The organism is Curtobacterium sp. AC268 (genome assembly GCF_979258745.1).
Genome location: NZ_OZ409878.1, coordinates 2,371,154 through 2,397,192, shown reverse-complemented (window position 1 = coordinate 2,397,192; position 26,039 = coordinate 2,371,154). Strand labels below are relative to the sequence as shown.

At 71.8% G+C, this 26,039-nt stretch carries 25 protein-coding genes; 11 read left to right on the top strand and 14 right to left on the bottom strand.

Features of this window, described 5'->3' with window-relative positions:
• The first annotated feature begins 2 nt into the window (after window positions 1-2).
• Window positions 3-752, top strand: coding sequence for a dihydrofolate reductase family protein (locus ACZZ9K_RS11385; RefSeq protein ID WP_463444090.1), 750 nt, complete (start codon window positions 3-5; stop codon window positions 750-752).
• 110 nt (window positions 753-862) lie between these two features.
• Here ACZZ9K_RS11385 and ACZZ9K_RS11380 read toward each other — a convergent pair whose 3' ends face one another.
• Entirely contained in the window at window positions 863-4,432 is a 3,570-nt protein-coding gene (locus ACZZ9K_RS11380) for a proline dehydrogenase family protein (RefSeq protein WP_463444089.1), read from the bottom strand.
• Between the two features lie 128 nt (window positions 4,433-4,560).
• Here ACZZ9K_RS11380 and ACZZ9K_RS11375 point away from each other — a divergent pair, with 128 nt between their 5' ends.
• Window positions 4,561-5,040 (top strand): MarR family winged helix-turn-helix transcriptional regulator, encoded by a 480-nt coding sequence (locus ACZZ9K_RS11375; protein ID WP_463444088.1) that lies wholly within the window; start codon window positions 4,561-4,563, stop codon window positions 5,038-5,040.
• On the opposite strand, the gene ACZZ9K_RS11370 is transcribed toward ACZZ9K_RS11375, so the two are convergent.
• From ACZZ9K_RS11370 to ACZZ9K_RS11355, 4 genes are read right to left on the bottom strand one after another with little or no spacing between them, the layout of a single operon-like run.
• Window positions 5,037-5,744: an anti-sigma factor gene (locus tag ACZZ9K_RS11370; protein WP_463444087.1), complete on the bottom strand. Its 708-nt coding sequence runs from the start codon at window positions 5,742-5,744 to the stop codon at window positions 5,037-5,039. The genes ACZZ9K_RS11375 and ACZZ9K_RS11370 overlap by 4 nt on opposite strands.
• A complete protein-coding gene (locus ACZZ9K_RS11365; protein ID WP_071245305.1) occupies window positions 5,741-6,256 on the bottom strand; it encodes a sigma-70 family RNA polymerase sigma factor in 516 nt (171 codons plus the stop codon). Before ACZZ9K_RS11365 ends, ACZZ9K_RS11370 begins: the two co-directional genes overlap by 4 nt.
• The gene (locus ACZZ9K_RS11360) at window positions 6,253-6,942 is read right to left on the bottom strand and encodes a YceI family protein (protein WP_463444086.1); all 690 of its coding nucleotides are present in this window, start codon (window positions 6,940-6,942) and stop codon (window positions 6,253-6,255) included. Before ACZZ9K_RS11360 ends, ACZZ9K_RS11365 begins: the two co-directional genes overlap by 4 nt.
• Before the next feature lie 43 nt (window positions 6,943-6,985).
• Entirely contained in the window at window positions 6,986-8,065 is a 1,080-nt protein-coding gene (locus ACZZ9K_RS11355; RefSeq protein ID WP_463444085.1) for a TerC family protein, read from the bottom strand.
• A gap of 163 nt (window positions 8,066-8,228) precedes the next feature.
• Between ACZZ9K_RS11355 and ACZZ9K_RS11350 the strand changes: the two genes are divergently transcribed.
• Window positions 8,229-8,900 (top strand): HAD family hydrolase, encoded by a 672-nt coding sequence (locus ACZZ9K_RS11350; protein ID WP_463444084.1) that lies wholly within the window; start codon window positions 8,229-8,231, stop codon window positions 8,898-8,900.
• Here the strand turns inward: ACZZ9K_RS11350 and ACZZ9K_RS11345 are convergent.
• Complete coding sequence (locus ACZZ9K_RS11345) at window positions 8,889-9,416, bottom strand: DEAD/DEAH box helicase family protein (protein ID WP_463444083.1); 528 nt, start codon at window positions 9,414-9,416, stop codon at window positions 8,889-8,891. The genes ACZZ9K_RS11350 and ACZZ9K_RS11345 overlap by 12 nt on opposite strands.
• 90 nt (window positions 9,417-9,506) lie before the next feature.
• Window positions 9,507-10,871, bottom strand: a complete 1,365-nt coding sequence (locus tag ACZZ9K_RS11340; RefSeq protein WP_463444082.1) for a hypothetical protein — start codon at window positions 10,869-10,871, stop codon at window positions 9,507-9,509.
• Between the two features lie 99 nt (window positions 10,872-10,970).
• Between ACZZ9K_RS11340 and ACZZ9K_RS11335 the strand changes: the two genes are divergently transcribed.
• Window positions 10,971-11,828, top strand: a complete 858-nt coding sequence (locus tag ACZZ9K_RS11335) for an NAD-dependent epimerase/dehydratase family protein (protein WP_463444081.1) — start codon at window positions 10,971-10,973, stop codon at window positions 11,826-11,828.
• 65 nt (window positions 11,829-11,893) lie between these two features.
• Window positions 11,894-12,841, top strand: a complete 948-nt coding sequence (locus ACZZ9K_RS11330) for a hypothetical protein (protein ID WP_463444080.1) — start codon at window positions 11,894-11,896, stop codon at window positions 12,839-12,841.
• Window positions 12,842-12,865: 24 nt separating this feature from the next.
• Here ACZZ9K_RS11330 and ACZZ9K_RS11325 read toward each other — a convergent pair whose 3' ends face one another.
• Window positions 12,866-13,831, bottom strand: coding sequence for a DNA-3-methyladenine glycosylase family protein (locus tag ACZZ9K_RS11325; protein WP_463444079.1), 966 nt, complete (start codon window positions 13,829-13,831; stop codon window positions 12,866-12,868).
• A 75-nt stretch (window positions 13,832-13,906) separates the two neighbouring features.
• Between ACZZ9K_RS11325 and ACZZ9K_RS11320 the strand changes: the two genes are divergently transcribed.
• From ACZZ9K_RS11320 to ACZZ9K_RS11295, 6 genes are all read left to right on the top strand, one after another.
• The gene (locus ACZZ9K_RS11320; protein ID WP_027467034.1) at window positions 13,907-14,935 is read left to right on the top strand and encodes a 6-phosphofructokinase; all 1,029 of its coding nucleotides are present in this window, start codon (window positions 13,907-13,909) and stop codon (window positions 14,933-14,935) included.
• 177 nt (window positions 14,936-15,112) lie between these two features.
• A complete protein-coding gene (locus tag ACZZ9K_RS11315) occupies window positions 15,113-16,090 on the top strand; it encodes an MDR family oxidoreductase (protein ID WP_463444078.1) in 978 nt (325 codons plus the stop codon).
• 92 nt (window positions 16,091-16,182) lie between these two features.
• Window positions 16,183-16,851 (top strand): GntR family transcriptional regulator, encoded by a 669-nt coding sequence (locus ACZZ9K_RS11310; protein ID WP_138802280.1) that lies wholly within the window; start codon window positions 16,183-16,185, stop codon window positions 16,849-16,851.
• A gap of 5 nt (window positions 16,852-16,856) precedes the next feature.
• Window positions 16,857-18,179 carry a GntR family transcriptional regulator gene (locus tag ACZZ9K_RS11305; protein WP_463444077.1) on the top strand — a complete coding sequence of 441 codons (1,323 nt, stop codon included), beginning with the start codon at window positions 16,857-16,859 and terminating at the stop codon, window positions 18,177-18,179.
• Window positions 18,176-18,973, top strand: coding sequence for an ABC transporter ATP-binding protein (locus ACZZ9K_RS11300; RefSeq protein ID WP_138802278.1), 798 nt, complete (start codon window positions 18,176-18,178; stop codon window positions 18,971-18,973). The genes ACZZ9K_RS11305 and ACZZ9K_RS11300 overlap by 4 nt, the downstream gene beginning before the upstream one ends.
• 100 nt (window positions 18,974-19,073) lie before the next feature.
• Window positions 19,074-19,694 carry a hypothetical protein gene (locus ACZZ9K_RS11295; protein ID WP_463444076.1) on the top strand — a complete coding sequence of 207 codons (621 nt, stop codon included), beginning with the start codon at window positions 19,074-19,076 and terminating at the stop codon, window positions 19,692-19,694.
• 13 nt (window positions 19,695-19,707) lie between these two features.
• On the opposite strand, the gene hemL is transcribed toward ACZZ9K_RS11295, so the two are convergent.
• From hemL to hemQ, 6 genes are all read right to left on the bottom strand, one after another.
• Window positions 19,708-21,039, bottom strand: coding sequence for a glutamate-1-semialdehyde 2,1-aminomutase (gene hemL, locus ACZZ9K_RS11290; protein ID WP_463444075.1), 1,332 nt, complete (start codon window positions 21,037-21,039; stop codon window positions 19,708-19,710).
• Window positions 21,036-22,091, bottom strand: a complete 1,056-nt coding sequence (gene hemB, locus ACZZ9K_RS11285; protein WP_269780227.1) for a porphobilinogen synthase — start codon at window positions 22,089-22,091, stop codon at window positions 21,036-21,038. Before hemB ends, hemL begins: the two co-directional genes overlap by 4 nt.
• Entirely contained in the window at window positions 22,088-22,669 is a 582-nt protein-coding gene (locus ACZZ9K_RS11280; protein WP_463444074.1) for a uroporphyrinogen-III synthase, read from the bottom strand. The genes hemB and ACZZ9K_RS11280 overlap by 4 nt, the downstream gene beginning before the upstream one ends.
• Window positions 22,670-22,927: 258 nt before the next feature.
• Entirely contained in the window at window positions 22,928-23,980 is a 1,053-nt protein-coding gene (hemC, locus tag ACZZ9K_RS11275) for a hydroxymethylbilane synthase (protein WP_463444073.1), read from the bottom strand.
• Complete coding sequence (locus tag ACZZ9K_RS11270; protein ID WP_027467028.1) at window positions 23,977-25,209, bottom strand: ferrochelatase; 1,233 nt, start codon at window positions 25,207-25,209, stop codon at window positions 23,977-23,979. Before ACZZ9K_RS11270 ends, hemC begins: the two co-directional genes overlap by 4 nt.
• On the bottom strand, window positions 25,206-25,973 hold the full coding sequence (gene hemQ, locus ACZZ9K_RS11265) for a hydrogen peroxide-dependent heme synthase (RefSeq protein ID WP_250895791.1): 768 nt from the start codon (window positions 25,971-25,973) through the stop codon (window positions 25,206-25,208). The genes ACZZ9K_RS11270 and hemQ overlap by 4 nt, the downstream gene beginning before the upstream one ends.
• Window positions 25,974-26,039 lie beyond the last annotated feature (66 nt).

Here is a 26,039-nt window from a genome sequence, read left to right as displayed (position 1 = left end):
GCATGAGCACGATCTACTCCGTCGCGTCCTCGCTGGACGGCTTCGTCGCTGCACCCGACGACGACCTCGACTGGCTGCTGCAGTTCGGCTTCGAGCCGTTCCAGGAACACCACGACCGGTTCTTCGCCGGCGTCGGGGCGATCGCGATGGGGTCGACGACGTACGAGTGGCTGCTCGAGCACGACGACACGTGGGCGTACCCGGACCTGGCGACGTGGGTGTTCACGACCCGAGACCTGCCAGTGCGCGACGGCGTCGACGTGCGTTTCGTCTCGGGCGAGGTCGGCGACCACCAGGTCGACCTCGAGCGCGAGGCCGCCGGGCGTGACGTCTGGGTCGTCGGCGGCGGACTGCTCGCGGCGCAGTACCAGCAGGCGGGGATCCTCGACGAGCTGCGGGTCACCGTGATGCCGGTCGCGCTCGGCGGCGGAGCTCCTTGCTGCCGGTCGCCGCACCGACCCCGGTGTTCGAGCTCGTCGGCACCACGCAGTTCGACGGCGGAGCGGTCGAGCTCCACTACCGTTCCGCAGCAACCGCGGCGTAGCGTCCGGAGCATGAGCGACAACGAGCAGACCGAGCCCGTCATGGACGGTGCCACCGATGCCACGAACCACGAGAAGCTGCAGGGCCTGATCGAGCAGGTCGACCACGACCACGCCGGTGAGGGCGCCGGCGCGATGGCGGACCACCTGCGCGACCGCATGGACGAGACCGGCGTCGAGGACGAAGACGCGGGTGACGCCGAGGACTGATCCTCGGGGCACTTCGTGAGCAGAAGAGGTCGGGTCCCGTCTGGGAACCCGACCTCTTCTGCTCACGAAGCGGAACGCGCGAAGCGGAACGCTCGCGACGCGCGCAGCGCCTAGACGCGCAGCTCGGAGAAGTCGCTGTCGACGTCGCCGAACCGGTGCGCGGTGATCGACACCGACTGCTCGCGCAGGTACGGCAGCATCTCGATCACGCCGGCCTCGACCACGGGGGCGTCGTGGATCGCGACGTCGATGCTCGCGCCCAGGGCTTCTTCGAGGGCGAGCGGGTCACCGCCGAGCAACCGGATCCGGGCACCGGGACCACCGAACGCCGTGTGGGCCGGCCGGTCCTGCCCCTGCGACAGCACGGCCTCGAGCGCGTCGACCGGCTGGTCGTCCTGGTCGGTGGACCAGTCCGCCTGGAACACGGCTCCCGACGACGCGCGGGCGTGGAACTCCTGGTCGGACTCGACCAGGTGGTCGACGACGTCGAGCGGGGACCGGTTCGACGCGAGCAGCTGCGTGAGCGGGCCGGGCAGCGGCCGAGCCGTGCTGAGCAGGATGTGTGCGCGTGCCGAGGTCGCGGCCACGAGCGTCCGGACGAGGTCCACGGTCGAGGCGTCCTCGGCCTGGCGCACGATGACGGACTGGGGTCGGTGGCGCAGCACGTTCCGCTGCACCACGAGCCCGGACAGGTCCCGCGACCGGAAGAGCGTCTCTCGTGCATGCACGTCGCTCAGGGCTCCGGCGCGGACACGGTCGAACTCCTCGAACGACAGCCCGCTGCGTGCGGCTTCGATCACCGCGGTGACGCGCGGGGGCAGGCCGTGCAGCTGGATGCTCTTGTGCACCGTCCGGGGTGTGGGCTGCCAGCGGCCGAGGGTCGCGACGTACATCGGGCCGCCGGCCTTGGTGCCGGTGCCGACCGAAGAACCCTTCCAGCCACCGAACGGCTGGCGCCCCACGACGGCACCGGTGATGCCGCGGTTGACGGACAGGTTGCCGGCGTGGACCCGGGCCAGCCACTCGGACACCTCGTCGACGTCGAGCGAGTGGATTCCCGCCGCCAGCCCGAAGTCGGTGCCGTTCTGGATGGCGATCGCCTGCTCGAGGGTCTCGGCGCGCATGATGCCGAGCACCGGGCCGGAGTGCACGGTCTGGTGGAAGTCGCTGCCGGGTCGGACGCCGTCCCGGATGCCCGGCGACCAGAGCCGGCCGGAGTCGTCGACCGCCTCGGGTTGCACGAGCCAGGACTCCCCCGGCCCGAGCTCGGTCAGTCCCTGGCGGAGCGTGCCCTGCGGTTCGGCGATGAGCGGGCCGACCTGCGCCGTGGGGTCGTCCGGCCACGCGACCCGGAGCGTGCGGGTGGCGTCGACGAGCTGCCGCTGGAAGCGCTCGCTCTCAGCCACGGACCCGACCAGGATCACGAGGGACGCCGCCGAGCACTGCTGTCCGGCGTGCCCGAAGGCGGACTGCACGATGTCCTGCACCGCCAGGTCGAGGTCGGCGCTCGGCGTGACGACGATGGCGTTCTTGCCGCTCGTCTCGGCGGTGAGCGGCAGTCCGGCACGCCACCAGCGGAACGAGCGGGCGGTGTCCGACGAGCCGGTCAGGATGATGCGGTCGACCGTGGGGTGGCCGATGAGGTCGCGGCCGAGTTCGTCCTCGGCCAGGTCGACGAGCTGCAGCAGCGAGTGCGGCACCCCGGCGTCCCAGAGCACGTCGGCGAACACGGCACCGGAACGCTTCGCCTCGGGCGCGGGCTTGAGCACGACACCGCTGCCCGCGGCGAGCGCCGCCAGCACGCCACCGGCGGGGATCGCGACCGGGGAGCTCCACGGCGGCACGACGACGATCAGCCGCGGCGGCACGAACTGCGCGCCCTCGACGTCACCGAGGCGGCGGGCGCTCTCGGCGTAGTAGTGGGCGGCGTCGACGGCCTCGGTCACCTCGGCGTCGGCCTCGGCGAAGGTCGTGCCCGTCTCGGCGGCCATCACCTCGATCAGGTCGGCGCGGCGGGTCTCGAGTTCGTGCCCGATGAGGTCGAGGAGCTCGGCACGGTCGGACGGGTCCTGCCGCCCCCAGTTCACGCCGGCCTGGGCGGTCCGCGCCATGATCGGCTCGAGCTTGGACCGGTCGGCGACCTTCGCGCCGCGGATCGTCTGCGCGCCGAGCTGCGAGCGCGGCACCCGGCGTAGGACGTCGAGCGCCCAGGCCCGGTTCGCGGCGACGGACGGGTCGGTGTCGGGGGCGTTGCGGAACGCGTCGCGCAGGACGGGTTCGCCGAGGGCACGGTGGCGGTCCTGCGTGCGGTGGCTGGCGGGGACGGGCTCGTCGAGTGCGGCGACGGACGCCAGGAACCGGCTGTGCTCCCGCTCGAAGACGCTGGCGTCGTGGTCGATGTCGGCTGCGGCGGCGATGAAGTTCTCGGGGCTCGCGCTCTCCTGCAGGCGCCGGGCGAGGTACGCGATGGCCGAGTCGAACTCGTCCGGCTGCACGACGGGCGTGTAGAGCAGGACCTGCCCGACGTCGGCCCGGACGGCCTGGGCGTGGGTGGACGCCATGCCGAGCAGCATCTCGACGTCGACGGCGTCGGTGACCCCTCGGCGCTGCGCGAGCACCCACGCGGTGGCGAGGTCGAACAGGTTGTGTCCGGCGACCCCGATCCGCACGGCGTCGGCGCGCTCCGGCGTCAGTGCGGTGTCGAGCATCCGGAGGTAGGCGGTGTCGGTCTCGCGCTTGCTGCCCCAGGTGGCGAGGGGCCACCCGTGCAGGATCGCGTCGACGTGCTCCATGGCGAGGTTCGCGCCCTTGACGAGCCGCACCGTGATCGGGGCACCGCCGCGCGCCCGGCGTTCCTGTGCCCACTCGGTCAGCGCGTCGAGCGCTCCCGCGGCGTCGGGCAGGTAGGCCTGCAGCACGATGCCGGCCTGCAGGTCGGCGAACTCGTCACGGTCGAGCAGCGCCCGGAACACGGCGAGGGTGACGTCGAGGTCGCGGTACTCCTCGATGTCGAGGTTGATGAACTTGGCCGGGCGTCCGGCGGCCGTCGGCGCCGCGGCCAGGCGGTAGAGCGGGACGAGCCGGTCGACGACGCGCTCGACCGTCTGGTCGAAGGCCCACGGCGAGGTCTGCGGCACGACGGAGCTCACCTTGATCGACACGTGGTCGACGTCGTCGCGGGCGAGCAGGTCCATGGTGCCCTGCAGGCGTCGGTCGCTCTCGGCGCTGCCGAGGACGGCTTCGCCGAGCAGGTTCACGTTCAGTCGGGTGCCCGGACCGCGGACCTTGGCGAGGGCCGGGCCGAGCTTGCTCGTGCTCGCGTCGATGACCAGGTGCCCGGTCATCCGGCGCAGGGTCCGGCGTGCGGTCGGGATCACGGCCCACGGTGCCATGGTGGCGAACCCACCGCCGAGCGTCACCGCCCCGCGCAGGTACCAGGCGAGGAAGTCGGGGACGTCACGGCTCAGCTGCTCGAGGTTCCGTGCCGCCACGCGGGGGTCTTCGGGGCGGACGACCTTGTCCACGAAACCCCGGGTGAAGTCGAGGCCCTGCTCGTCGCGCAGGACCTCGGCCAGACGGACCGCACCCGGGTCGGGCTTCACCCCGGCGGACGCCGCCAGCCACCGGCGCACGAGCACGACGGCGTCATCGGTGGTGTCCTGGAGGCGAGCACTCGGCATCCCCCGATCGTATGCCGCACGTCCGACGCGACCTCGGAGCACGCCGTACGTCGGCCAGGAGTCATCCGAGCGGATGAAAGGGGTCGCTGGGCGGACCGACCGTCCGCCCGGTGGATACGCTGGTCGGCATGTCGACGGAGGGCAACGGTGGCCACGACTGGGTCACCTGGGACGCGTACCACGACGCCTGGCGACGACTCGACCGGGCGCTCGACCGAGCCGTCCAGGCGGGCGCCGGCATCTCCGTCCCCGAGTTCGAGATCCTGATCGGCCTGCACCGCGACCCCGACCACCGTCTGCGCGTCCGGGACATCGCCGCGGGGATCGGCTGGGAGAAGTCGCGCGTCAGCCACCAGGTCACGCGGATGGTCTCCCGCGGCCTGGTCGAGCGGGCGGACTGCCCGAGCGACGCCCGCGGCAGCTGGGTGGTGATGACCGCGGACGGCCGTCGCGCGGTGCTCGCCGGCATCCGCGCACACACCGGCGCGCTCGAGGACCTGTTCTGGAGGCCCGTGGGGACCGACGCCGAGACGCTGCGGTCCGTCAGTGCGCGCGTCCAGGACGCCATCGGCCCCGACGACGCCTCGGACGAGGCCGACATCGGCTAGAGCGTGACGACGGCGAGCGCGCCGCGCTCACCGCGCAGCCGGACCTGCACGCTCTCGATCTCGTCCCGCGGGATGTCCGTCGACGCCGACAGCCCTCGTGCGTCCGCGCCGGCAGCAGTCCACGACCCCACGGTCTGCGTCGTGCCGTCGGTCCGGACGACCACCAGGTCGTAGAGGATCGACCCGTCCGGCGACCACTCCTTGCCGCCGTACGAGCACCCCCAGTCGAAGCGGGTGCCCCACTGCTCGCCGCTGATGGCGAGCTGGACGTCGAGTCCCTGCAACCCGGTCATGTCGTAGCGGTCGGCGGTGGCAGCTGCCGTCGGAGCGGCACCGGCCTGCACCGTGGTGCGCTCCCCCGCGGCACCGACCGCGAGCCCGCCCAGGACGGCGGCGACCACCGCGAGCCCCGCGGTGGCGGCGACCCAGACCCGGCGACGGCGGCGACGGTGTCGGACGCGGTGCGCGACGGAGGCGAGGTCGCTCTCGGAACGGGTGTCGGGCCTCCCGTCCGGTTCTGCGATCTCGATCGCCTGGTCGGCCGGCAGCTTGCCGAGCAGCCCCGGCAGACCGACCAGCTCGGCGACGGCGGCCGCACAGCGGTCGCACGTCTCGAGGTGCCGCTCGTACTCCAGGCGTTCACCGGCCGGGAGCGACCCCAGGACGTACGCCGCATCCCACTCCGCGTACTTGTCGTCGCTCATCGGGTCACTCCTCGTTCCTGCAGTGCGAGCCGGAGGGCTCGCAGCCCGTAGTGCAACCGCGACTTGGCGGTGCCCTCCGGGATGTCGTGTCGCCGTGCGATCTCCGGCACCGTGTGCCCGAGCCAGTACGCGTCCACCACCACGCGGCGGTGGTCCGGGGTCAGCGACGCGAGTGCGTCGGCGACCACGATCCGGTCCAGCACGGCGTCCGTACTGTCCGACTCGATCCGTTCGACCTGGTGCTCGGTGCCGTGCTCACGCCGGTTGCGGGCCGACCGCGCGTCGTCGACCACCAGGTTGCGCGCCACCGTGAAGAGCCACGCCCGCGCGCTGTCGGGTGCCCGTTCGAGCACGGCCGGACGCTGCCAGGCGCGGACCATCGTCTCCTGCACGACGTCCTCGACCGTCGAGCCGTCCCGCGTGAGGTGCCGGACGTACCGCGTGAGCGCGTCACCGTGCTCGCGGTACAGCGTCGCGAGCAGCTCGTCCGCGGAACGACTCGTCACGGTCACTTCCCGAGGTCGAGGGAGAACTCGACGGAGCCCTTCCCGTCCACGGTGACGAAGCCGAGCGACGGGGCCTTCACGCCGTAGTCGGCGAAGGTGATCGGCACGGTGCCGGCGACCTGGACGGTCCCGCCCTTGCCGACCGCGACCTGCGCGTCGGCCGTGACCGGCTTCTCGACGCCGTGCAGGTCCATCGTGCCGGTCAGGGTGACGTCCTGCGTGGAGCCGTCGAGCGCCTTCGTGACGTCGACGGGCTTCGTCAGCTCGAACGTGGCAGTGGGGTACTTGTCGGTCTGCAGCGCGGTGGAGCGGAAGTACTCGTCGCGGGCCGCTTCGGGGGTGCTGATCTTGCCGACCTGGACGGTGACGGTCGCCTTGGTGAGGGAGCCGCCGTCGACGACGGCGGTGCCCTCGACGTCCTTCGTGCGTCCGACCACGTTCACATCATTCCCCTGCAGGACCTCGTGCACCCGGTACCCGGCGTACGAGCTGCTCGTGCTGGTCCAGGTGCCGTCGGCGTCCTTCGCGTCGAGGGTGCCGGACGAGGACGCCGACAGCGAGGGGGCTGCGGCGGCCTGGCCGTTGACGGTGTTCGCGTAGATGACCGGGCCGGCGATGACGGCTGCTGCCGCCACGACGACGACGCCGGCGGAGATCCCGATGATGACCTTGGTGCGTTTGCGGAGTGCCATACCCTGAACGACGAGGCAGCAGGGCAGATCGTTCAAACGGGTTTCAGTCGGAGGTGCGGGCCCGGTCCTGGTCGGCTCGGTCCTGGTCGGCGCGGTCCTGGTCCGCCCGGTCGTCGTCCGCCGCTGTGTCGTCCGCGGTCACGGCGTCGTCGGCGGGGGTCTCCCCGCGCATCCGGACGAGGCTCGCCAGCGTCGACACGGCCATCGCGGCGACGATCACCAGCAGGGACACCCACGTGTTGATCTCCGGCGCCCACTCGATGTGGTGACCGCCGTTCAGGAACGGCAGCTCGTTGTCGTGCAGCGCGTGCAGGACGAGCTTCACGCCGATGAAGGCCAGGATCACGGCGATGCCGTACTTCAGGTAGACCAGACGCTCGAGCAGTCCGCCCAGCAGGAAGTAGAGCTGGCGCAGACCCATCAGCGCGAAGACGTTCGCGGTGAACACGATGAAGGGGCTCTCGGTGATGCCGAAGATCGCCGGGATCGAGTCGAGCGCGAACAGCAGGTCGGTGGTGCCGATCGCGATGAGCACGATGAGCAGCGGCGTGAAGTGCCGGACACCGTCGTGGTGGGTGCGGAACTTCATGCCGTCGTACGTGTCGGTGAGACGGACCCGGCGGCGGAGCAGCCGGACGATGAAGGTGTCCTTCTGGTCGTCCTCGTCCTCGCCGCGGAGCTGCTGGATCGCCGTCCAGATCAGCCAGGCGCCGAAGATGTAGAAGATCCACGAGAAGTTCTCGATGAGCTGCGCGCCGACCAGGATGAAGATCCCGCGGAGCACGAGCGCGATGATGATGCCGAGCAGCAGCACCTCCTGCTGGATCTTCTTCGGCACCGAGAAGCGCGCCATGATGATGACGAAGACGAACAGGTTGTCGATGCTCAGGCTGTACTCGGTCAACCAGCCCGCCAGGAACTGCCCGGCGGAGTCGCCACCGGCGAAGACCAGCATGAGCACCGCGAAGATCAGTGCGAGCCCGACGTAGATGCCCACCCAGATGCCGGATTCGCGCAGCGTCGGCACGTGCGGGCGACGCGCGACGATGAGCAGGTCGGCGAGCAGGATCGCGACCAGGGCGATCATCGAGCCGACTTCGAACACGACGGGGAGCTCGGGCATGCGGAGCCTTCCTTGCTGGTGGTGGGGCGGGCGGCTTCGTGAGCGACCCGCACCAGTCTCCGGCATGATCCGGGCGGTGGCGAACCCCGGGGCTGCGTGCGGCGGACAGAGCCGTCCCGCTCCCGGCTGTTCCCGCTGGTCGAACGGGCCGTAGCCTGGGCGCGTGGCGACTCCTCGAGCGATCTGCTTCGATCTGGACGGGACGCTGTTCGACCACCGCGGGTCCGCTCGCGTGGGCCTGACCCGGTTCCTCCAGGGTTTGGGCGTCGAGGGCACGGAGGCAGCGATCGGCGCCTGGTTCACCGCCGAGGACGAGCAGTTCGAGCGCTGGCGATCCGGGGTGATCGGCTTCCAGGATCAGCGACGCGCACGACTCCGCACGGTCTTGCCGCAACTGGGCGTCGCGGTCCCCGGGGACGATGCCGGCCTGGACGCCGTGTTCGACGACTACCTGCGTGCGTACCGCGAGGCCTGGCGGCTCTTCCCCGAGGGCCTGCCGCTGCTGCACGAGTTGCGCGACCTCGGACACCGCCTCGGTCTCTTGACGAACGGCACGGAGACCCAGCAGCTCGACAAGCTCGCTCGTACCGGCCTGGCCGACGCGTTCGACGTCGTCTGCATCTCGGAACGCATCGGGTTCCAGAAGCCGGACGTCCGCGCCTTCCACGCCCTGGCAGCACAGCTCGACGTCGACCCGGCGGACTGTCTCTTCGTGGGTGACGACCCCGAGCGCGACGTGGCCGGTGCCCGGGCAGCCGGGATGCGGGCGGTGCTGGTCGACCACGCGCAGCCGGAGGCCCCTGGTCTCCGGGCGCTCGTGCGGTCAGCGCTCTGACGTCACCGCGTCCGCGACGGTCTGTGCGACCTCGGTGGCGGGGGCCTCGGTCGCGTCGATGACCTCTGCCTCGGCATGCAGCCAGCCGCGCGCCGCCTCGGCGTAGGCGTCGACGTACGCGAACCGGAACGTCGACGGCCCCACGATCCGGTCGTTCTGGATCCGGTCGCGGAGCGTCGGCCCGTCGACGTGCAGCACGAAGTGCCGGACCGGGATCCCGTGGGAGGCGAGCCCCGCGGCGATCTCCCGCCAGTAGGCCTCGACCAGGACCGTCATCGGCATGATGAGCGGCCCGCCCACGTAGTCGTGCACCCGGCGAGCGGTCTCGACCACGAGCGGCCGCCACGGGTCCCAGTGCTGGAAGTTGTCGCTGGCCGGCAGCGCCGGCGTGACGTCCATCAGCACCTCGCCGACCTTCTCGGCATCGAGGATCCGCGAACCGGGCAGCAACGGCTGGAGCAGTCGACTCGTCGTCGTCTTCCCCGCCCCGTGGGTTCCGTTCAACCAGACGATCACACCAGGACCCTAGCCGCCGACCACCCCGTGGGGCGGTCGGCGGCTGGTCGGTCGGTGGTCAGCGGTTCGGCCCGCCGGCAGGACGGCCCGTCAGCGTCCGCTGAGGTCGTACGGACGCATGGTGGAGTCGACCGTCGTCAGGTACCCGCCCCCGGCGAGCGCCGTCGGCAGCGTGATGGTGCGGAGCACCGAGGGCCTCGCACCGGTGGTGTCGATCTGGGTGATCTCCCCCTCGTCACCCCGCGTCACGAACACACTGCGGCCGTCGTCGGTCGCCGCGGTGAACCGCACCGATGCCCCGGCGGCCGACTGCCCGGCGACGGGCCCCTTGTGCAGCGGCGTGAGCGGGACCGAGGTCGTCCGGCCGGAGTAGACACCGTCGGCCTGCTTCCGCACCAGGACGAGCGAGTCCCCGGTGCCCGAGGTCAGCGCGATGGCGGCGAACCGTGCGGTGACGGCGACCCGGGTGAAGGACCCGGTGCCGAGGTCGACGCTGTGGATCCTGCTCGAGGACGTCGACGAGGTGGTCAGGTACGCGGGGACGGTGTTCCACGGGGTGCCCGCAGCCGTGCTGCCGGCCTGGGTGCCGACCACGGTCGTCCCGTCCGGCGCCATGCGTGGCCGGTAGCTCTGCACGCTCGGCTTCGGGTACGCGACGGACCGGGAGCCCGTGAAGCCGGTCCGCGTCACCCGGACGGTCTGCACGCCGGCGGCCAGGTCGGAGCCGATCACCGTCCCCGTGGCGTTGACGACCGGGCCGTGCGGGTACGCGCCGAGGGGCGTGGTCGCGACGGGGCGCGGGTGGGTCGCGCCGCGCATGATCGCGGACACGGAGTAGGCGTCGAGGCGTCCACCCGCGGTGACGACCAGGCGCAGGGGGCTGCCGACCAGGAACGTCTCGACCTCTTCGGTGCCGCGCTTGCCGGTCGTGGCGAGCTGCACCGCCGAGGTGTCGATCCGGGCGGTGCGCTCCACCTTCCGTTGCAGGTCGATGACCGTGACCCGCTGCCGCTCGGAGCCGTCGAAGTCGGAGCCGACCGCCAGGTGCCGGCGCGCGGTGTCGGTCGACAACCATCCGGCACGCTCCCAGCGCCCGTCGGCGTTCGGGATCGCGTAGTGCTGCGCGATCCGTGCGGTGCCGCGGGGACCGATCGCCATGACGTCGAGCTGGGGCTTCGACTCGTCCATGAACGCGATCCGGCCGTGGCCGAGCTGCACGGAACCCGCGTGGGTGCCGAACTCGATCCCGCTCAGGGTGGCGGTCCGCCTGCCCGTGACGGCGTCGTCGACGTACACGCGCTTCGCCGTCGGGTCAGCCGTGACGAGCCAGCTGTGGTGGGCGGTCCGGGTCACGGCGGGAGCGGCCGAGGCGGGGACGGCGATCGCCGTGGCGACGAGCGGGACGAGCCCGGCCAGGACGAGCGCGGGGAGGAGACGCAGGGATCGAGGGGACATGGAACTCCTGTCGAGAAGACCGGACGGTGATCGCCCAGTTGAGAACCATTATCACCAAGCTCCCCGCCTTCCACCATGAGACCGTGCCAAGGTCGAGCCGTGCAGAACTCCACGACAGTCGTCATCGCCGGATGCGGCGACCTCGGGACCGAAGCCGGCCTGCGCTTCGCCGACCTGGGCCACCACGTGATCGGACTCCGCCGCCGCGCCGAGCTGATCCCCGCGCCGATCACCGGCCGGAGCGTCGACCTGCGACACGAGGTCCCCGAGATCCCGGCCGACACGAGCGTCGTCGTCGTGGCCTTCGCCGCCGGCAGCCGCGATGTCGACGAGTACCGCGCCACCTACGTCGACGGCCTGCGCAACGTGCTCGACGGCATCGACGCATCGGAGGCCGACCCCCGGGTGCTCGTCGTGTCCTCGACCGCCGTGTACGACGTCTCGGACGGCAGCGAGGTCACCGAGAAGACACCCGCGCGCGCGGCGACCCCGACCGCCGAGGTCCTGGTCGAGGCCGAGGTCCTGCTGCGCGAACGTGCTCCCGGCGCCGTGCTGGTCCGGCTGTCGGGCGTCTACGGTCCGGGCCGCGAGCGGCTCATCGACCAGGTCCGGTCCGGTGCCGCACGGCTGGCGCCGGGGACCTCACCACACACGAACCGCATCCACCGCGACGACGCCGCCGCAGCGCTCGTGCACCTGGCGGCGCTGCCGGACCCGGCACCGCTCTACCTGGGCACCGACGACGAGCCGAGTCGGCTGGACGACGTGCTGCGGTTCCTGGCCGACGAACTCCACGTCGCCGAGCCGTCGACGGGCGACGGTGACGCGCGGCAGGCCGGCGGCGACAAGCGCCTGTCGAACGCGCTGCTCCGGTCGACGGGATGGGCGCCCCAGTACCCGACGTTCCGTGAGGGCTACCGCGCCGTGCTGGCAGGCGAGGGCACCCGCCACCCCTGACCTTTGACGAGCCGCGCGGTCGGGACCGGTTGACACCGCCTCCCGACGCCGGTACGAATACCAGCATGGGGAATACCGGCGGCATCGTTGCTGCAACCGGATCGGTGTCGCTCGCGGACAAAGGGGCCGATCTGATCGTCGCGCTGGTCGCTGCCGTGATCATCGCTGTGTTCAGCCTCGCCGTCGGGGGGAAGGGCAAGGGCAAGTCCGCGAGTGGATCGGGATCACCGTTCCAGCAGGTCACGAACAACAGCGGGACGGTCGTCCAGGCGGGACGAGATGCACGCGACCTGCACTTCTACGACCAGCGGATGTCGATCCAGCAGAACGTGACGGTCCAAGCGCAGAACAACCAGTCGAGTTCAGGAGGCGGCGACTGGGGGCCGATCATCCTCGCAGCCGCGGTGGGCCTGGTCGCTGCCCTCGGCTTCGTCTCGTACTCGAACCTCGCGTTCGGACTGCTGCTCGGTGCGGCCGTCGGCGGCGCGGTCGGGTTCGTCGTCGCGCTGGCCCGATCAGCGAGACTCGGCGTGCTCGGCGACCGCCGGGTGATCCGCATCATCGTCGTCGTCGTCGTCCTTGCGGTCGAGTGCGCGCTGATCGTCACGTTCGCGCTGCACCGGACCTGGGGCAGCCATCGCCTGAGCGACTTCCAGGCCCTCGCGGAGAGCGTCAGGGGCAACGACTCGTCCTGGTCGATCGAGTACCCCATCGAAGTCGCTCGAGCCCTGCACGGCCCGGCGATCTGGCTGAGCGGTCTCCAGATCACCGTGGTCTTCCTGGCCGCACTCGCCGCGGTGCTCTTCGCGATCGTGCAGATCCTCGAATGGCAGAACATGCTCCGCATCGTCGGTGGGACAGTGTCCGGTCGGGCGTCAGCGCGCGCCGAGAAGTTCGCTGCGGCGTCGGTCAAGTCCGAATTCGGGTACGTCGTGCCGCCCGTGCTCCTGGTCGCCGTCATGTGGATCGTGGATGCCTTGGGCAACGGAGACCTCACCCAGGTGTTCCAGTAACGGCCGGCGAGCCGTCGCTCGTGCTCAGTGCCCCCGGTGGTCCTGGATCGTGATCCGCGGCCCGAACGACGGCTTCCGGAACCCGGAGCCGCCGATCAACCGCACGACACGCTCCCGGTGCCCGCGCCAGGGTTCGAGCAGCTCGAGCATCCCGTCGTCGTCCACGGGGGCACCGGTCAGTGCCCACCCGACGAGCGCCGGCACGTGGAAGTCCCCCACGCTGGGTGAGTCCGGGTCGCCGTGGGAGCGCTGGGCCGTCTCGGCGGCGGTCCACCGACCGACCCCGGGGATCGACTGCAGCTTCGTGGACACGACCTCGCCGCCGCGGCCGTGCACCAGGGTCCGTTCGAGTGCCGGCGCGAGCTTCACGGCGCGCATCACGGTGGCCGAGCGCCCCGGTTCGATGCCTGCCCGGTGCCACTCCCAGCTCGGGATCCGCGCCCACGTCGGAGCGTCCGGCGGCACCATCATGCCCGCGGGTGCCGGACCGGGCGCCGGGGTGCCGTGCCGACGGAGCAGGTACCGCCACGCGCCCCACGCCTGGCGTGAGGTCACCTTCTGCTCCATGATCGCCGGCACGAGCATCGCGACCACGGTGTTCGTGCGGAGCAGCCGGAGCCCGGGCTGCCGGTTTCGTGCCGCGGCGAGGAACTCGTTGCCGGAGACGTCGAACGACGACCAGTCGTCGCCCCGTCCGAGCAGATCGGGGGCGTGCTCGACCGCCCACGACGCACCGCTCCCCCACGCCGACACCGCGATGGTGTCGCCGGCCCGCCGGATCGCCACGGAAGCGGGACCGGAGGGAGTGCGCAGCGCGAGCCACACGACGCCGCCGACCACCTGGAAGGCCGGGTCGCCGGAGCCGCGCTGCAGGGGCCGCAGGGTCGACGCGACGTCCACCGCGCCTCCAGGCCGGTACACCGTGTCGACGCGAGACGCGTCACCGGACGCACCAGCGTCGTCGACGGCGGCGGAAGCGAGCAGGGACACACGGGGATGGTAATGCGGAACCACCGTCAGTCATGATGGGCACTGATCCCCACCACCCGACGACGGAAGTTCACCATGCGCATCGGCATCCTCACCTCCGGAGGCGACTGCCCCGGCCTGAACGCGGTCATCCGCGCGATCGTCCTGAAGGGCATCGCCATCTACGGACACGACTTCGTCGGCTTCCGCGACGGGTGGCGCGGGGTGGTCGACGGCGACATCGTCCCGCTCGGCCGCAAGGACATCCAGGGCATCGCGAAGCAGGGCGGCACGATCCTCGGCACCAGCCGCACCAACCCGTTCGAGGGCCCCAACGGCGGGGTCGAGAACATCTCCGCGACCCTGCAGCGGCACGGGATCGACGCGATCGTCGCGATCGGCGGCGAGGGCACCCTGGCCGCCGCGAAGCGCCTGACCGACGCCGGCCTGAAGATCGTGGGCGTGCCGAAGACGGTCGACAACGACCTGGGCGCGACCGACTACACCTTCGGCTTCGACACCGCCGTCGCCATCGCGACCGAGGCCATGGACCGCCTGCGCACCACCGGTGAGTCGCACTCGCGCTGCATGGTCGCCGAGGTGATGGGTCGGCACGTGGGCTGGATCGCGCTGCACTCCGGCATGGCCGCGGGCGCGCACGCGATCCTCATCCCCGAGCAGAAGACGAGCATGGAACAGATCGCGAAGTGGGTGCGGGCCGCGTACGACCGCGGTCGCGCACCGCTCGTGGTGGTGGCCGAGGGCTTCGTCCCCGACCACGAGGACACGGCGCACACCGAGCGCGGACTCGACGCCTTCGGGCGCCCGCGACTCGGTGGCATCGGCGAGCGCCTCGCGCCCCTCATCGAGGAGATGACGGGCATCGAGACGCGGGCCACGACCCTGGGGCACATCCAGCGCGGTGGCACGCCGACCGCGTACGACCGGGTGCTGTCGACCCGGCTCGGGCTGGCGGCGATCGACTCGGTCGTCGAGGAGCGCTGGGGCCGGATGGTGGCGCTGCGGGGCACCGAGATCGAGCACGTCTCGTTCGAGGAGGCGCTCGGCGAGCTCAAGACCGTGCCGCAGGCGCGGTTCGACGAGGCCGCCATCATGTTCGGCTAGGTGGGGCGGGGGCGGGTCGTGGCGGGGCTGGGGCGGGGGCCGTTTCGGGCGTACCGGGTCGAATCGGGCGTACCTGGTCGGATGTTCTGCCCCGGTACGCCCGAATCCACCAGGCATCGCACGCGTTCTGGGAAAGAACGGGCAGGCCGCCGGGAGGCCCGGGGTAGCGTCCGGCGCATGACCCGCGCCGTCCTCGTGTCCACTACAGCCCCGCCCACCGTCACCGACGTCGACCTGCCGGATCCGGCCGAGGGCGAGGCCCTCGTCGACGTCACGTACTCGAGCGTCAACTACAAGGACGGCCTGGCCCTCGCGCGGAACCCCGGCGTCGCCCGGCTCGATCCACTCGTGCCGGGGATCGACGTCGTCGGCACGGTGTCGGGGCTCGGGCCGGGCGTGCACGAGGTCGCGATCGGTGACCGGGTGGTGTTGAACGGCGCTGGCCTGGGTGAGACCCGGCACGGGGGCTGGGCAACGCAGGCCGTGGTGCCGTCCGGGTCGCTCGTCGTGCTGCCCGAGGCGATCGACGACTCGTTCGCGGCGGCCATCGGCACCGCGGGGTTCACGGCGATGCTCAGTGTGCTGGCGCTCGAGCGCTTCGTCGCGCCGGACGACGGGCCGGTGCTGGTGACCGGGGCGTCCGGCGGGGTCGGCACCGTGGCGATCGCACTGCTGGCGGCCCGCGGGTACCGGATCACGGCGTCGACCGGTCGCGCGGCCAACACGGACTCGCTCCGCCGACTCGGGGCGACCGAGGTGGTCGACCGCGGCACCCTGTCCGAGCCGGGCAAGCCGATGCAGCGCGCAACCTGGGCCGGAGCGGTGGACAGCGTCGGCGGGACCACGCTGGCGAACGTCCTGGCCTCGACTCGGTGGGGCGGTGCCGTGACGGCGTGCGGGCTGGCGCAGGACTCCGCGCTGCCGACGACCGTGTTGCCGTTCATCCTGCGGTCGGTCTCGCTGCTCGGGATCAACTCCGTCGATGCCCCGCTCGAGCTCCGACGTCGGGCCTGGGACCGGCTCGCGACCGACCTCGACGCGGCGCTCCTGGCCGACGTCACCCGCACGGTCACGCCCGAGCAGGCCATCGCGGTGGGGGCCGAGGTCGTCGCAGGCCGGGTGCACGGCCGGACTGTCGTCGCCGTGGCGGGCTGATCCGGGATGTTTCCCGAGCGGTTGATTTAGCAAACGTTTGCATATTGGCACGCTAGGATTTCGAGTGTCGATTTCGTCCTCGAGGAGATGACATGCCGGTCCCCAAGTCCACCGTGGAGAGTTCTCCCCGGAAGCTCCTGCGCGATGTCGTCTACGACAAGATGCTCGCGGCCCTGCGCGATGGCACGCTGCAGCACGGCGAGCGCCTGAACGACGACGAGCTGGTCCAGTGGCTGGGTGTGAGTCGCACCCCGATCCGCGAGGCGATCGCGAAGCTCGTCGACATCGGCCTGGTCGAGATGGAGGCGAACCGGTACACCCGCGTCGCCACCCCGACCTTCGAGGACTGGGTCATCGCGACCCGCGCGACCGCCGGGTTCTTCGAGCTCAGCCTGCGCTGGGGCGTCCCCGAGTACAGCGACGAGGACGTCGAAGCCCTCACCGTGCTGCTCGACAAGGCCGACCGCATGCGCAAGGTGCGGGACTACGGCTTCAGCGGCGCCCTCACCGAGATCATCGAGTTCGCCGTCGAGCACTCCGGGAACCCCCTGGTGCAGAACGCGGCCGTCGGCGCCATGGAGCGGGTCCGCTTCACGCTCAACCCCACGCCGGCGTTCGAGCAGTACGGATCCGAGGCGTTCTTCTCGATCCTGCACGAAGCCCTCTCCGAACGCGACGGCGAAGGCGCTGCCGAGGCTGGACGCGCCCTCACCCGCAACTTCGAACAGCACATCGAGGCGGTCCGCGCCGACCGCGGCTGATCCCCGTGGTCGACGGCGAGTGGGGTGACGCCGACCCGTGGGCGGCGTCGAACGACGACGCCTACGAGGCGCTGCTCGCCCATGTCCGCGCCGGGCCCCGCGGACCCGTCGCCGTCGACCTCGACGCGATGCGCTGGGCATGGGCCGTCCCGCGCGGCCACGTGCGGGGTGCGGCCGCACGTCTGGAGGACCTGGGGCTACTGACCCGACGTCCGGACGACACGTGGCTGTACGAGGAACTGTCCGACGCCGACCTGTCGGATGCGCTCGACGACTGGATCGCGCTGATCGGCCCGGCGCTCCGGACCACGATCCCGACGCTCACCGCCGAGCAGCGCGGCGAGTACGAGCGCTTGGTCGCACGTGCCGCACTGACCGCGGCCCTGCGGCTGCCGGAGCGCCCCACGGCTTTCTCCGCCACCTGCCAGTTCTGGTTCGACCACTGCCCGAACGCCCTGGTCCGCGACCTCGGCCATCGGGCGTTCGAGCGGTTGCGCTGGGCCCGCGTGCCGACCCGGGCTTGGTCGGTCCACGACGTCGACGCCTGGTTCACCACGTCCACCCGGGCGCTGGACACCGGCGACCCGGCCGACGCCACCGCGGCAGCCGAGGTGCTGGACGATCTGTTCGACGTCCACCGCCGGAACATCGGGGTCCCCCGGACCAGTCGACCGGCCGACGACGCCTCCGAACGGCGCGCGGGTGCCGTGCACCGCGCGCTCCTCCGCGACGTGCGTTCGGGTTCGCTGCCAGCGGGCTCGACGCACTCGCTCGAGGGCCTGGTGGTCCGGACGGGAGCCCCGCCCCAGGCGGTGCTCGAAGCGGTCCGGTGGCTGCACGACCTCGGCCTGGTCGAGGGTGGCGGCGGTGGGTACCGTGTCGTCGAGCCGTCGCTCACCACCTGGCGCGACACGATGGAGCTGCTCAGCGGGGTGTTCGCCCACGCGACCGTCCGCGTCCTGCCCGGCCTCGACGGTCCGGCGCTCGACGAGTTCCACCGGCTGGTGGAACGCGCCCGCGCCGACGGCCAGGTCCGCGACCACCGCTACACCGAGAGCGCCTTCGCCGTCACCCGGTTCCTGTCCGAGCAGTCCGGCAACCGCTGGACGCGTGCGGCGCTGCGCCTCGTGATGTCCAGGCTCGCGTACGCACTGCCCGAGGCTCCGGCGTTCCGGCAGTGGGACGCGGAGGCACTCTGGCTCTCGCTCGACGCCACCGCCGGCAGCGGTGCCGTCGGGACCGCTCGGCTCGCAGCTCGCTTGTTCGTCGACGTCGCACGGGCGCACGTGGACGACGTCACGGCGCGGTGGGGCACGATGGGGTCATGACCGACGCGCACGACGACGTCCTGATCCACGCCACCGGGGTCCGCGTCACGCGCTCCGGCCGCGACCTGCTGCACGACGTCGACTTGACCGTCCGGCGCGGGGAGCACTGGGCGCTGCTCGGACCGAACGGTGCCGGCAAGTCCACGCTGCTCGCTGTCCTCGGCGCGACCGGACACCCCACAGCCGGCACGGTCGAGGTCCTCGGCCGCCGCCTCGGACGCGTCGACGTCCGCGAACTCCGGGAGCACATCGGCCACGTCGACCCTCGGCACCGGATGCTGTCGCCGCTCACGGTGCTCGAGACGGTGCTCACCGGGCTGACCGGCACGACGGACCTCATGATGCGGTGGGAGCCCTCGGCCGAGCAGGTCGCGCTGGCCGAGCAGCACATCGCCGACGTCGGACTCAGCGCACGACGGGACGCCCGCTGGCCGGTGCTGTCGCAGGGTGAGCGGGGACGCGCCCTCATCGCCCGCGCTCTGATGTCCGAACCCCAGCTGCTGCTGCTCGACGAGCCGGCGACCGGCCTCGACGTCGCCGCACGGGAGCACCTGCTCGAGACCGTCGACGCGCTGCGGCACCGGCACCCCGAGCTGGGCAGCGTCATGGTGACCCACCACCTGGAGGACCTGCCGGCCTCGACGTCGCACGCGATGCTGCTCCGCGACGGCGCCGTCGTTGCTCAGGGCACCTCGGACGAGGTCATCACGTCGTCGGCGGTGTCGCACGCGTTCGACTTCCCGCTCGCGATCCTGCGGTCGGAAGGGCGCTGGGCGGCACGCCGATCCGCCTGACGCGTGCTTGAATGGCCGTTCAGTGTCCGCGGCCCGTGTCGGGGAGGGACCCCGGCACCGCCCCACGGTGTCACGCCGCGGACCGTCACCAGGGGGAACCATGACGAACACGCCGCCGCCCTACCCGGGGTCGGAACCGCAGCCGAACGACGGGCAGCCGAACACGGGCCAGCCGAACGGCCAGCAGTACCCGCAGCAGCCCGCCGGCCAGCCCTACGCGCAGCAGCAGCCGCCCGCCGGCCAGCCGTACCAGGCCCCGGCCGGCGCCGCTCCCTACGCACCCCCGCCCAAGTCGTCGTCGTCCCGAGGCAAGCGCGTCCTGATCTCGGTGCTCGGCGTCGTCGTGGCCGTGGTGGTGGCGTTCCTCGTCCGTCAGGGCCTCAACGCGGCCTTCAGCGACTCCACGGAAGAGAAGGTCTCGAAGGCCGTCGAGCAGATCCGCGAGCAGAGCAACCTGCCCAAGCAGGTCGACTCCGTCACGACGTGGACCGGGATCGAGGCCGAGGGCGCCGCGATCCACTACGACTACACGGTGTCGTCGAACGTCGACCCGGCCTCGATCACCGAGGGGGCCATCCGCGACGCCGTCGGGCCGAACCTCTGCTCGAACAGCGAGACGAAGAAGCTCCTCGACGAGGACGTCGACATGCGGTACACCTACGAGTTCGAGGGCTCGTCGAAGACCGTCGACACGACCTTCACGAAGGCAGACTGCTCCTGAGCCCCGACGCCCGTCACGCGGTCGCGGCGGCAGCAGCCTTCGCGGCCGCGGGCAGGGCGTCGAGGATCCGTCCGACCGCACGGTCGTCGTGTGCGGCCGTGACGAACCACGCCTCGAAGACGCTCGGCGGCAGGGTCACCCCGGCGTCGAGCATCGCGTGGAAGAACGGCGCGTAGCGGAACACGTCCTGCGCCCGCACGTCGTCGTAGTTCCGCGGTGTCTGCTCGGTGAACGCGAACGAGAACAGGTTGCCGGCGCGCTGCACGGTGTGGGCGACGCCCTCGGCCGACAGGGCGTCCGACGTGGCCGCGGAGATGACCGCAGCCGTGCGGTTCAGCGACTCGTACACGGACGGCGTCGCGGCCCGCAGCGTGGCGATGCCGGCGGCGACGGCCAACGGGTTCCCCGACAGGGTCCCCGCCTGGTACACCGGCCCGAGCGGGGCGAGGAAGTCCATGACCTCACGCCGACCGCCGAGTGCGGCGAGCGGCATGCCACCGCCGATGACCTTGCCGAACGTGATGAGGTCGGGCTTCCACCCGGCACCGTCCGGCACGACCTTCGACGCCTCGAGGCCCCACCAGCCGGCAGCACCGACGCGGAACCCGGTCAGGACCTCGTCGACGATGAGCAGCGCCCCGTGCGACCGGGTGATCTGCGCCAGGGCACGGTTGAAGCCGCGCTCCGGTGCCAGGACGCCCATGTTCGCCGCGGCGGACTCGACGATGACGGCGGCGATGCGCTCGGAGTGCTCGTCGAAGGCCCGGCGGACGGCGTCGAGGTCGTTGTACGGCAGTACGAGGGTCTGCGCCGCGGTCTCGGCGGTGATGCCCGCACTGCCCGGCATGGCCAGGGTCGCGACGCCCGAGCCGGCCTCGGCCAGCAGGGAGTCCGAGTGCCCGTGGTAGTGCCCGGCGAACTTCACGAGCAGGTCGCGACCGGTGTAGCCGCGGGCCAGCCGGATCGCCGTCATCGTGGCCTCGGTGCCGGTCGACACCATCCGGAGCTTCTCGATGGGGCCGTCGCCGTCCACCGACACCCGCTGCTTCACCAGTTCGGCAAGCTCGGTCTCACCGGGGGTCGACGCCCCGAACGACAGCCCGCGCGCGGCGGCCTGCTGCACCGCCTCGACCGTGCCGGGGTGGGCATGACCGAGGATCGCGGGGCCCCACGACGCGACGAGGTCGACGTACTCGCGACCCTCGGCGTCGGTGACGTAGGCGCCCTTCGCGGACACCAGGAACCGCGGGGTGCCACCGACCGACCCGTAGGCGCGGACCGGGGAGTTCACACCACCCGGGATCGCGTTCTTGGCACGGCCGAACAGCTGGTCGTTCGTGGTCATTCGGGGGCCTTCCCGGTCGAGGCGATGCCGGCGACGTCCGCGGTGCTGCCCGAGGTGCGGAGGCCCGCCTCCTCGTTGAGCTTCCGCGCGATGTCGACGGCGAAGTAGGTCAGGATCGCGTCGGCGCCGGCGCGCTTGATGCCGACGAGCGACTCCATCGCGGCGGCGTCGCGGTCGATCCACCCGTTCTGCGCTGCTGCGGTGATCATCGCGTACTCGCCGGAGATCTGGTACGCCCAGACCGGGACCGGCGAGGTGGCCGCGGTCTCGGCGAGCACGTCGAGGTAGCTCATCGCGGGCTTCACCATCACGATGTCGGCGCCCTCGTCGACGTCGAGCTCGACCTCGCGGAGCCCCTGCCGACCGTTCGCGGCGTCGATCTGGTACGTCCGGCGGTCACCGACGAGCGACGACGACACGGCCTCGCGGAAGGGCCCGTAGAACGCCGAGGCGTACTTGGCGGCGTAGGCGAGCAGCGCGGTCCCGCTGTGTCCGGCGCCGTCGAGGGCGTCACGTGCGGCGGCGATCTGGCCGTCCATCATGCCGCTCATGCAGACGAGCTCGGCACCGGCTTCGGCCTGCGCGACCGCCATGTCGCGGTAGCGCAGCAGGGTGGCGTCGTTGTCGACGGAGCCGTCGGCTGCCAGCACACCGCAGTGTCCGTGGTCGGTGAACTCGTCGAGGCACAGGTCGGACTGCACCACGAGGGCATCACCGACCTCTTCCTTGGCCACCCGGATGGCCACGTTGAGGATGCCGTCCGGGTCGGTCGCACCGGAGCCGGTGGCGTCCTTCGTGGTCGGGACGCCGAACAGGTTCACGCCACCCACACCGACCGACGCGGCGTCGACGAGCGCGCGGCGGAACGAGTCAAGGGAGTGCTGCTGCACCCCCGGCATGCTCGAGATGTCCACGGCGTCGGTCGCGCCTTCGCGGATGAACATCGGCAGCACGAGCTCGGCGGGGTGGAGCCGGGTCTCGGCCACGAGTCGTCGCATCGCGGGGGTGGCGCGGAGCCGACGGGGGCGGACCTGGGGGAAGCGTCCAGTCACGGGTGACCTTCCTGGTGGGGGGTGGTTGGGTTCAGTGCCTCGACGACGGCGTCGAGCAGGGCTTCTGCGGACCTGGTGCCTCCGACCGCGTGCACGGGCAGTCCGGCCGCACGGGCGTCGGTCGCGGTCCCGGGGCCGATGCAGGCCACGACGGTGCGGGGGTCGAGCGGGGTCATCCGGCGGGCGATCTCACGGGCGACGCTGCCGCTCGTCACGAGCACCGCAGCGGGCGTCGTCTCGAGGGTGATCGGCTCGTCGCCGGTCCCCACGGTACGGTACGCGACCACGTCGTCCACGTCGATGCCGCGGGCACGGAGGCCGTCGACGAGGGTCGGTGCCGCGATCTCGGAGCGGGGGAACAGCACGGTGCCGTCGGTGTCCGGCAACTCCTGCACCAGGCCCGCGGCGGACGTCTCGGTCGGCACCAGGTCGACGACCCAGCCCGCAGCGCGCGCGGCACGGGCGGTCGGCTCGCCGACCGCAGCGACGCGCACCCCGGCCGGGAGGCCCGCCACGCGTTCCGACAGGACCGTCACGGCCGTCGCGCTGGTCACCACCACCCATGCGTAACCAGCCACGGGGGTTCGTTCGCCGACAGCAACGGGTGATCCGGACCTCCCGGCCCAACCGGACGCGACCAGGCGGCGGACCGCAGCGTCGAGCGCGGAGGGGTCGGACGGCGGAGCGTCCGTGATGAGGGGGACGACGACGGGCGCGAGCCCTCGAACCCGCGCCGCTTCGGCGACCCGGTCCCCCCACGCACCGCCACGCGGGACGAGGACGACCGGGGGTCGCGCCTCGTCCGTCGCGGTGGTGGAGGGTTCCGTGGTGACCGCCTACTCGGCCGGCGTCGCGAGGCCGGGACCCGCGGTGTACGGCCCGTCCGTGGTGTCCTCGGCGACGGTGGTCGCCAGGTCGGCGAGGTCGGCAGCGCCGTTCTCGAGCAGCTCGGTCGCCACGCGACCGCCGACCGCGAGCGCCTCGTCGAGACGGTCCTGCGCCGACCCGTCGAGCACGGCCGCGTGCGACGCGGTGCGGTACTCGGTGCCGTCGGGGCGGTAGACGGTCGCGGACACGAGCAGGAGCTCGGCGTCCACCACGGCCGTCGCACCGATCGGGGCGGAGCAGCCGGCCTCGAGCTTGGCGAGGACCTCGCGCTCGGCCGTCACCGTCAGGCGGGTGGGGGCGTGCTCGATCTTGCGGAGTGCGGCGAGCAGCCCACGGTCGGTCTCGTCCGAGCGGATCTCCACCGCGAGCGCGCCCTGTCCGGGAGCACTGGGCCAGAAGCCGAGGTCGAGCAGTTCCGTGGCGGCCGACAGGCGGTCGATGCGCCCGAGGCCGGCGGCGGCGAGCACCACGGCGTCGAGGTCGTCGTCCACCCGGCCGAGGCGGGTGTCGATGTTGCCGCGGATGTCGACCACGTCGAGGTCGGGGCGCTGCGCACGGAGCTGCGCGGCACGGCGGGGCGAACCCGTGCCGACCTTCGCGCCCTCGGGCAGGGTGTCGACGGTGGCGCCGTTCCGGGCGACGAGGACGTCACGGGCGTCCGCACGCTTCGGCACGCCACCGATCGTCAGGCCCGGGTACGGCGCGGTCGGCAGGTCCTTGAGCGAGTGCACGAGCACGTCGACCTCGCCCGCGACGAGCGCTTCACGCAGGGCGCTGGCGAAGACACCGGTGCCGCCGAGCGACGCGAGGGAGGCACGGTTCGTGTCGCCCTCGCTCGTGACGGTGACGAGTTCGACGGGGCGACCAGCCGCCTTCGCCAGGCGGTCGGCGACGTCCTGTGACTGCGCGACCGCGAGCCGGCTGGCACGGGTGCCGAGCCGGATCGGGGTCGGGCCGTCGTGCCCGGTGGCGCTGGGGTCGTTCACGGTCGTGTCGGTCACGGAGCGACGCCCGCGGCAGCGGGCTTGAACCCCGCTCGCACGTTCTCGCAGCACCCGGGACGGCACACGTCGTACCAGGGGCCGATGTCGGTCATGTGCGGACGCTCGGCCTTGGGCGTGCCGTTGACGCGCTCGAGCACCAGGTCGACGAGACCGGACACGTAGGCCGGGTCGATGCCGGGGGTCTGCGTGCGGAGCGACCAGAAGCCGAGCTCACCGGCGGTCTCGGTGGCTTCCTCGTCGAGGTCCCACATGACCTCCATGTGGTCGCTGACGAAGCCGAGCGGGACGATCAGCACGGCACGCGTCGGGCCGCCCTTGAGGTCCTCGTTCATGTAGTCGTTGATGTCGGGCTCGAGCCACGGCTGGGTCGGGGGGCCGGAGCGCGACTGGTAGACGAGCTTCCAGGCGGGCTTCGACGTGCCCTGCAGGTGCGCGTGCTCGGGCTGCTCGAGGAGCTCGGCCCAGGCCTGGTCGAGGACGACCTCGCCGACGGCCAGGTGCTGCGCCTCGTACGCGCCGTGCTCGTCGAACCCGCGGTAGTCGGGGCCCGAGCGGGCGGCGTCGGTCGAGGGGATGGAGTGCGTCGAGAAGAGCACCTGCAGCTCGGTCGCGACGTCGAGGCCCTCGTTCTCGGCGATCGCACGGGCCATGCCGTCGCGGACGCCGTCGATGAACGGGCGGACGAAGCCCGGGTGGTCGAAGAACTGGCGGATCTTGTCGATCTGGATGGTGTCGATCAGACCGGTCTCGTTGAGCACGCGGGCGTAGTCCTCGCGGTACTGCCGGCAGCTCGAGAACGACGAGTACGCGCTCGTGGCGATGGCGACGAGCTTCGTGTAGCCCTTGTCCGCCGCCTCGGTGAAGGCTTCTTCGAGGTAGGGCTCCCAGTTGCGGTTGCCCCAGAGGACCGGCATGTCGATGCCGCGCGACGCCAGCTCGGCCTCGAGCGCGGCCTTGAGCGCACGGTTCTGCGCGTTGATCGGGCTCACGCCGCCGAAGTGGCGGTAGTGGTGCGCCACCTCTTCGAGACGCTCGTCCGGGATCCCGCGGCCGCGGGTGACGTTCCGCAGGAAGGGGATGACGTCGTCCTGGCCCTCGGGGCCACCGAAGCCGGCGAGCAGGATCGCGTCGTAGGCGGTCGGGGTCTCGACGTGCTCGGGACCGGACGCCGCCGCGGGGGTGGCGGCGAGGACCTGGCCGTTCGTGATCATGCTGGTGTCGGTCATGACAGCACCTCCGGGAGTTCGGCGGTCGTCACGCGACGACCCGTGAAGAAGGGGACCTCTTCGCGCACGTGCATGCGCGCTTCGGTGTAGCGGAGATCGCGCATCAGGTCGACCAGGTCGACGAGGTCCGGGCTCTCGAGCGGCAGGATCCACTCGTAGTCGCTCAGGGCGAAGGTCGCGATGGTGTTCGTGAGCACGCGGCGGTACTTCGCGCCGGCGACGCCGTGGTCGCGGAGCATCTTCGAGCGCTCCTCTTCCGGCAGCAGGTACCACTCGTAGGAGCGGACGAACGGGTACACCGTGATCCACGCCTCGGGGTCCTTGCCGCGCAGGAACGCGGGGGTGTGCCGCTTGTTGAACTCGGCCTCGCGGTGCATGGCCATCACGTGCCAGACCGGCTCGGCGTCCTGGAACAGCCCGGTGCGACGGATCTCGCGCAGCACGGCCTGGATGGCCTGCGCATCGTCGCCGTGCAGCCAGACCATGACGTCGGCGTCGGCACGGAAGGCCGAGACGTCGTAGAAGCCACGGATCGTGACCCCGCGCTCGGCGGCGCTGGCGATCACGGTGTCGAGTTCGGCCACGGCGTCGTCGCCGACGCGGTGGACCGGACCGAGGGGCCGGCGGAACACAGCCCAGAGGGCGTAGGCCGTCAGCAGGTTCGGGTCGATCCCGGAGTCCGGGTGACCGGTCTCAGCGGGTTCCGTGTGGGGATGGTCGTGCGCGGGCACGGGCCCGGTGTTCGTGGGCGCGTCGGAGCTCATGGATCCATTGTCCTATCGGTTGCCAGGGTGTTGGCCGCCCCGCATCCGGTGGACCGCGCTCGGGCG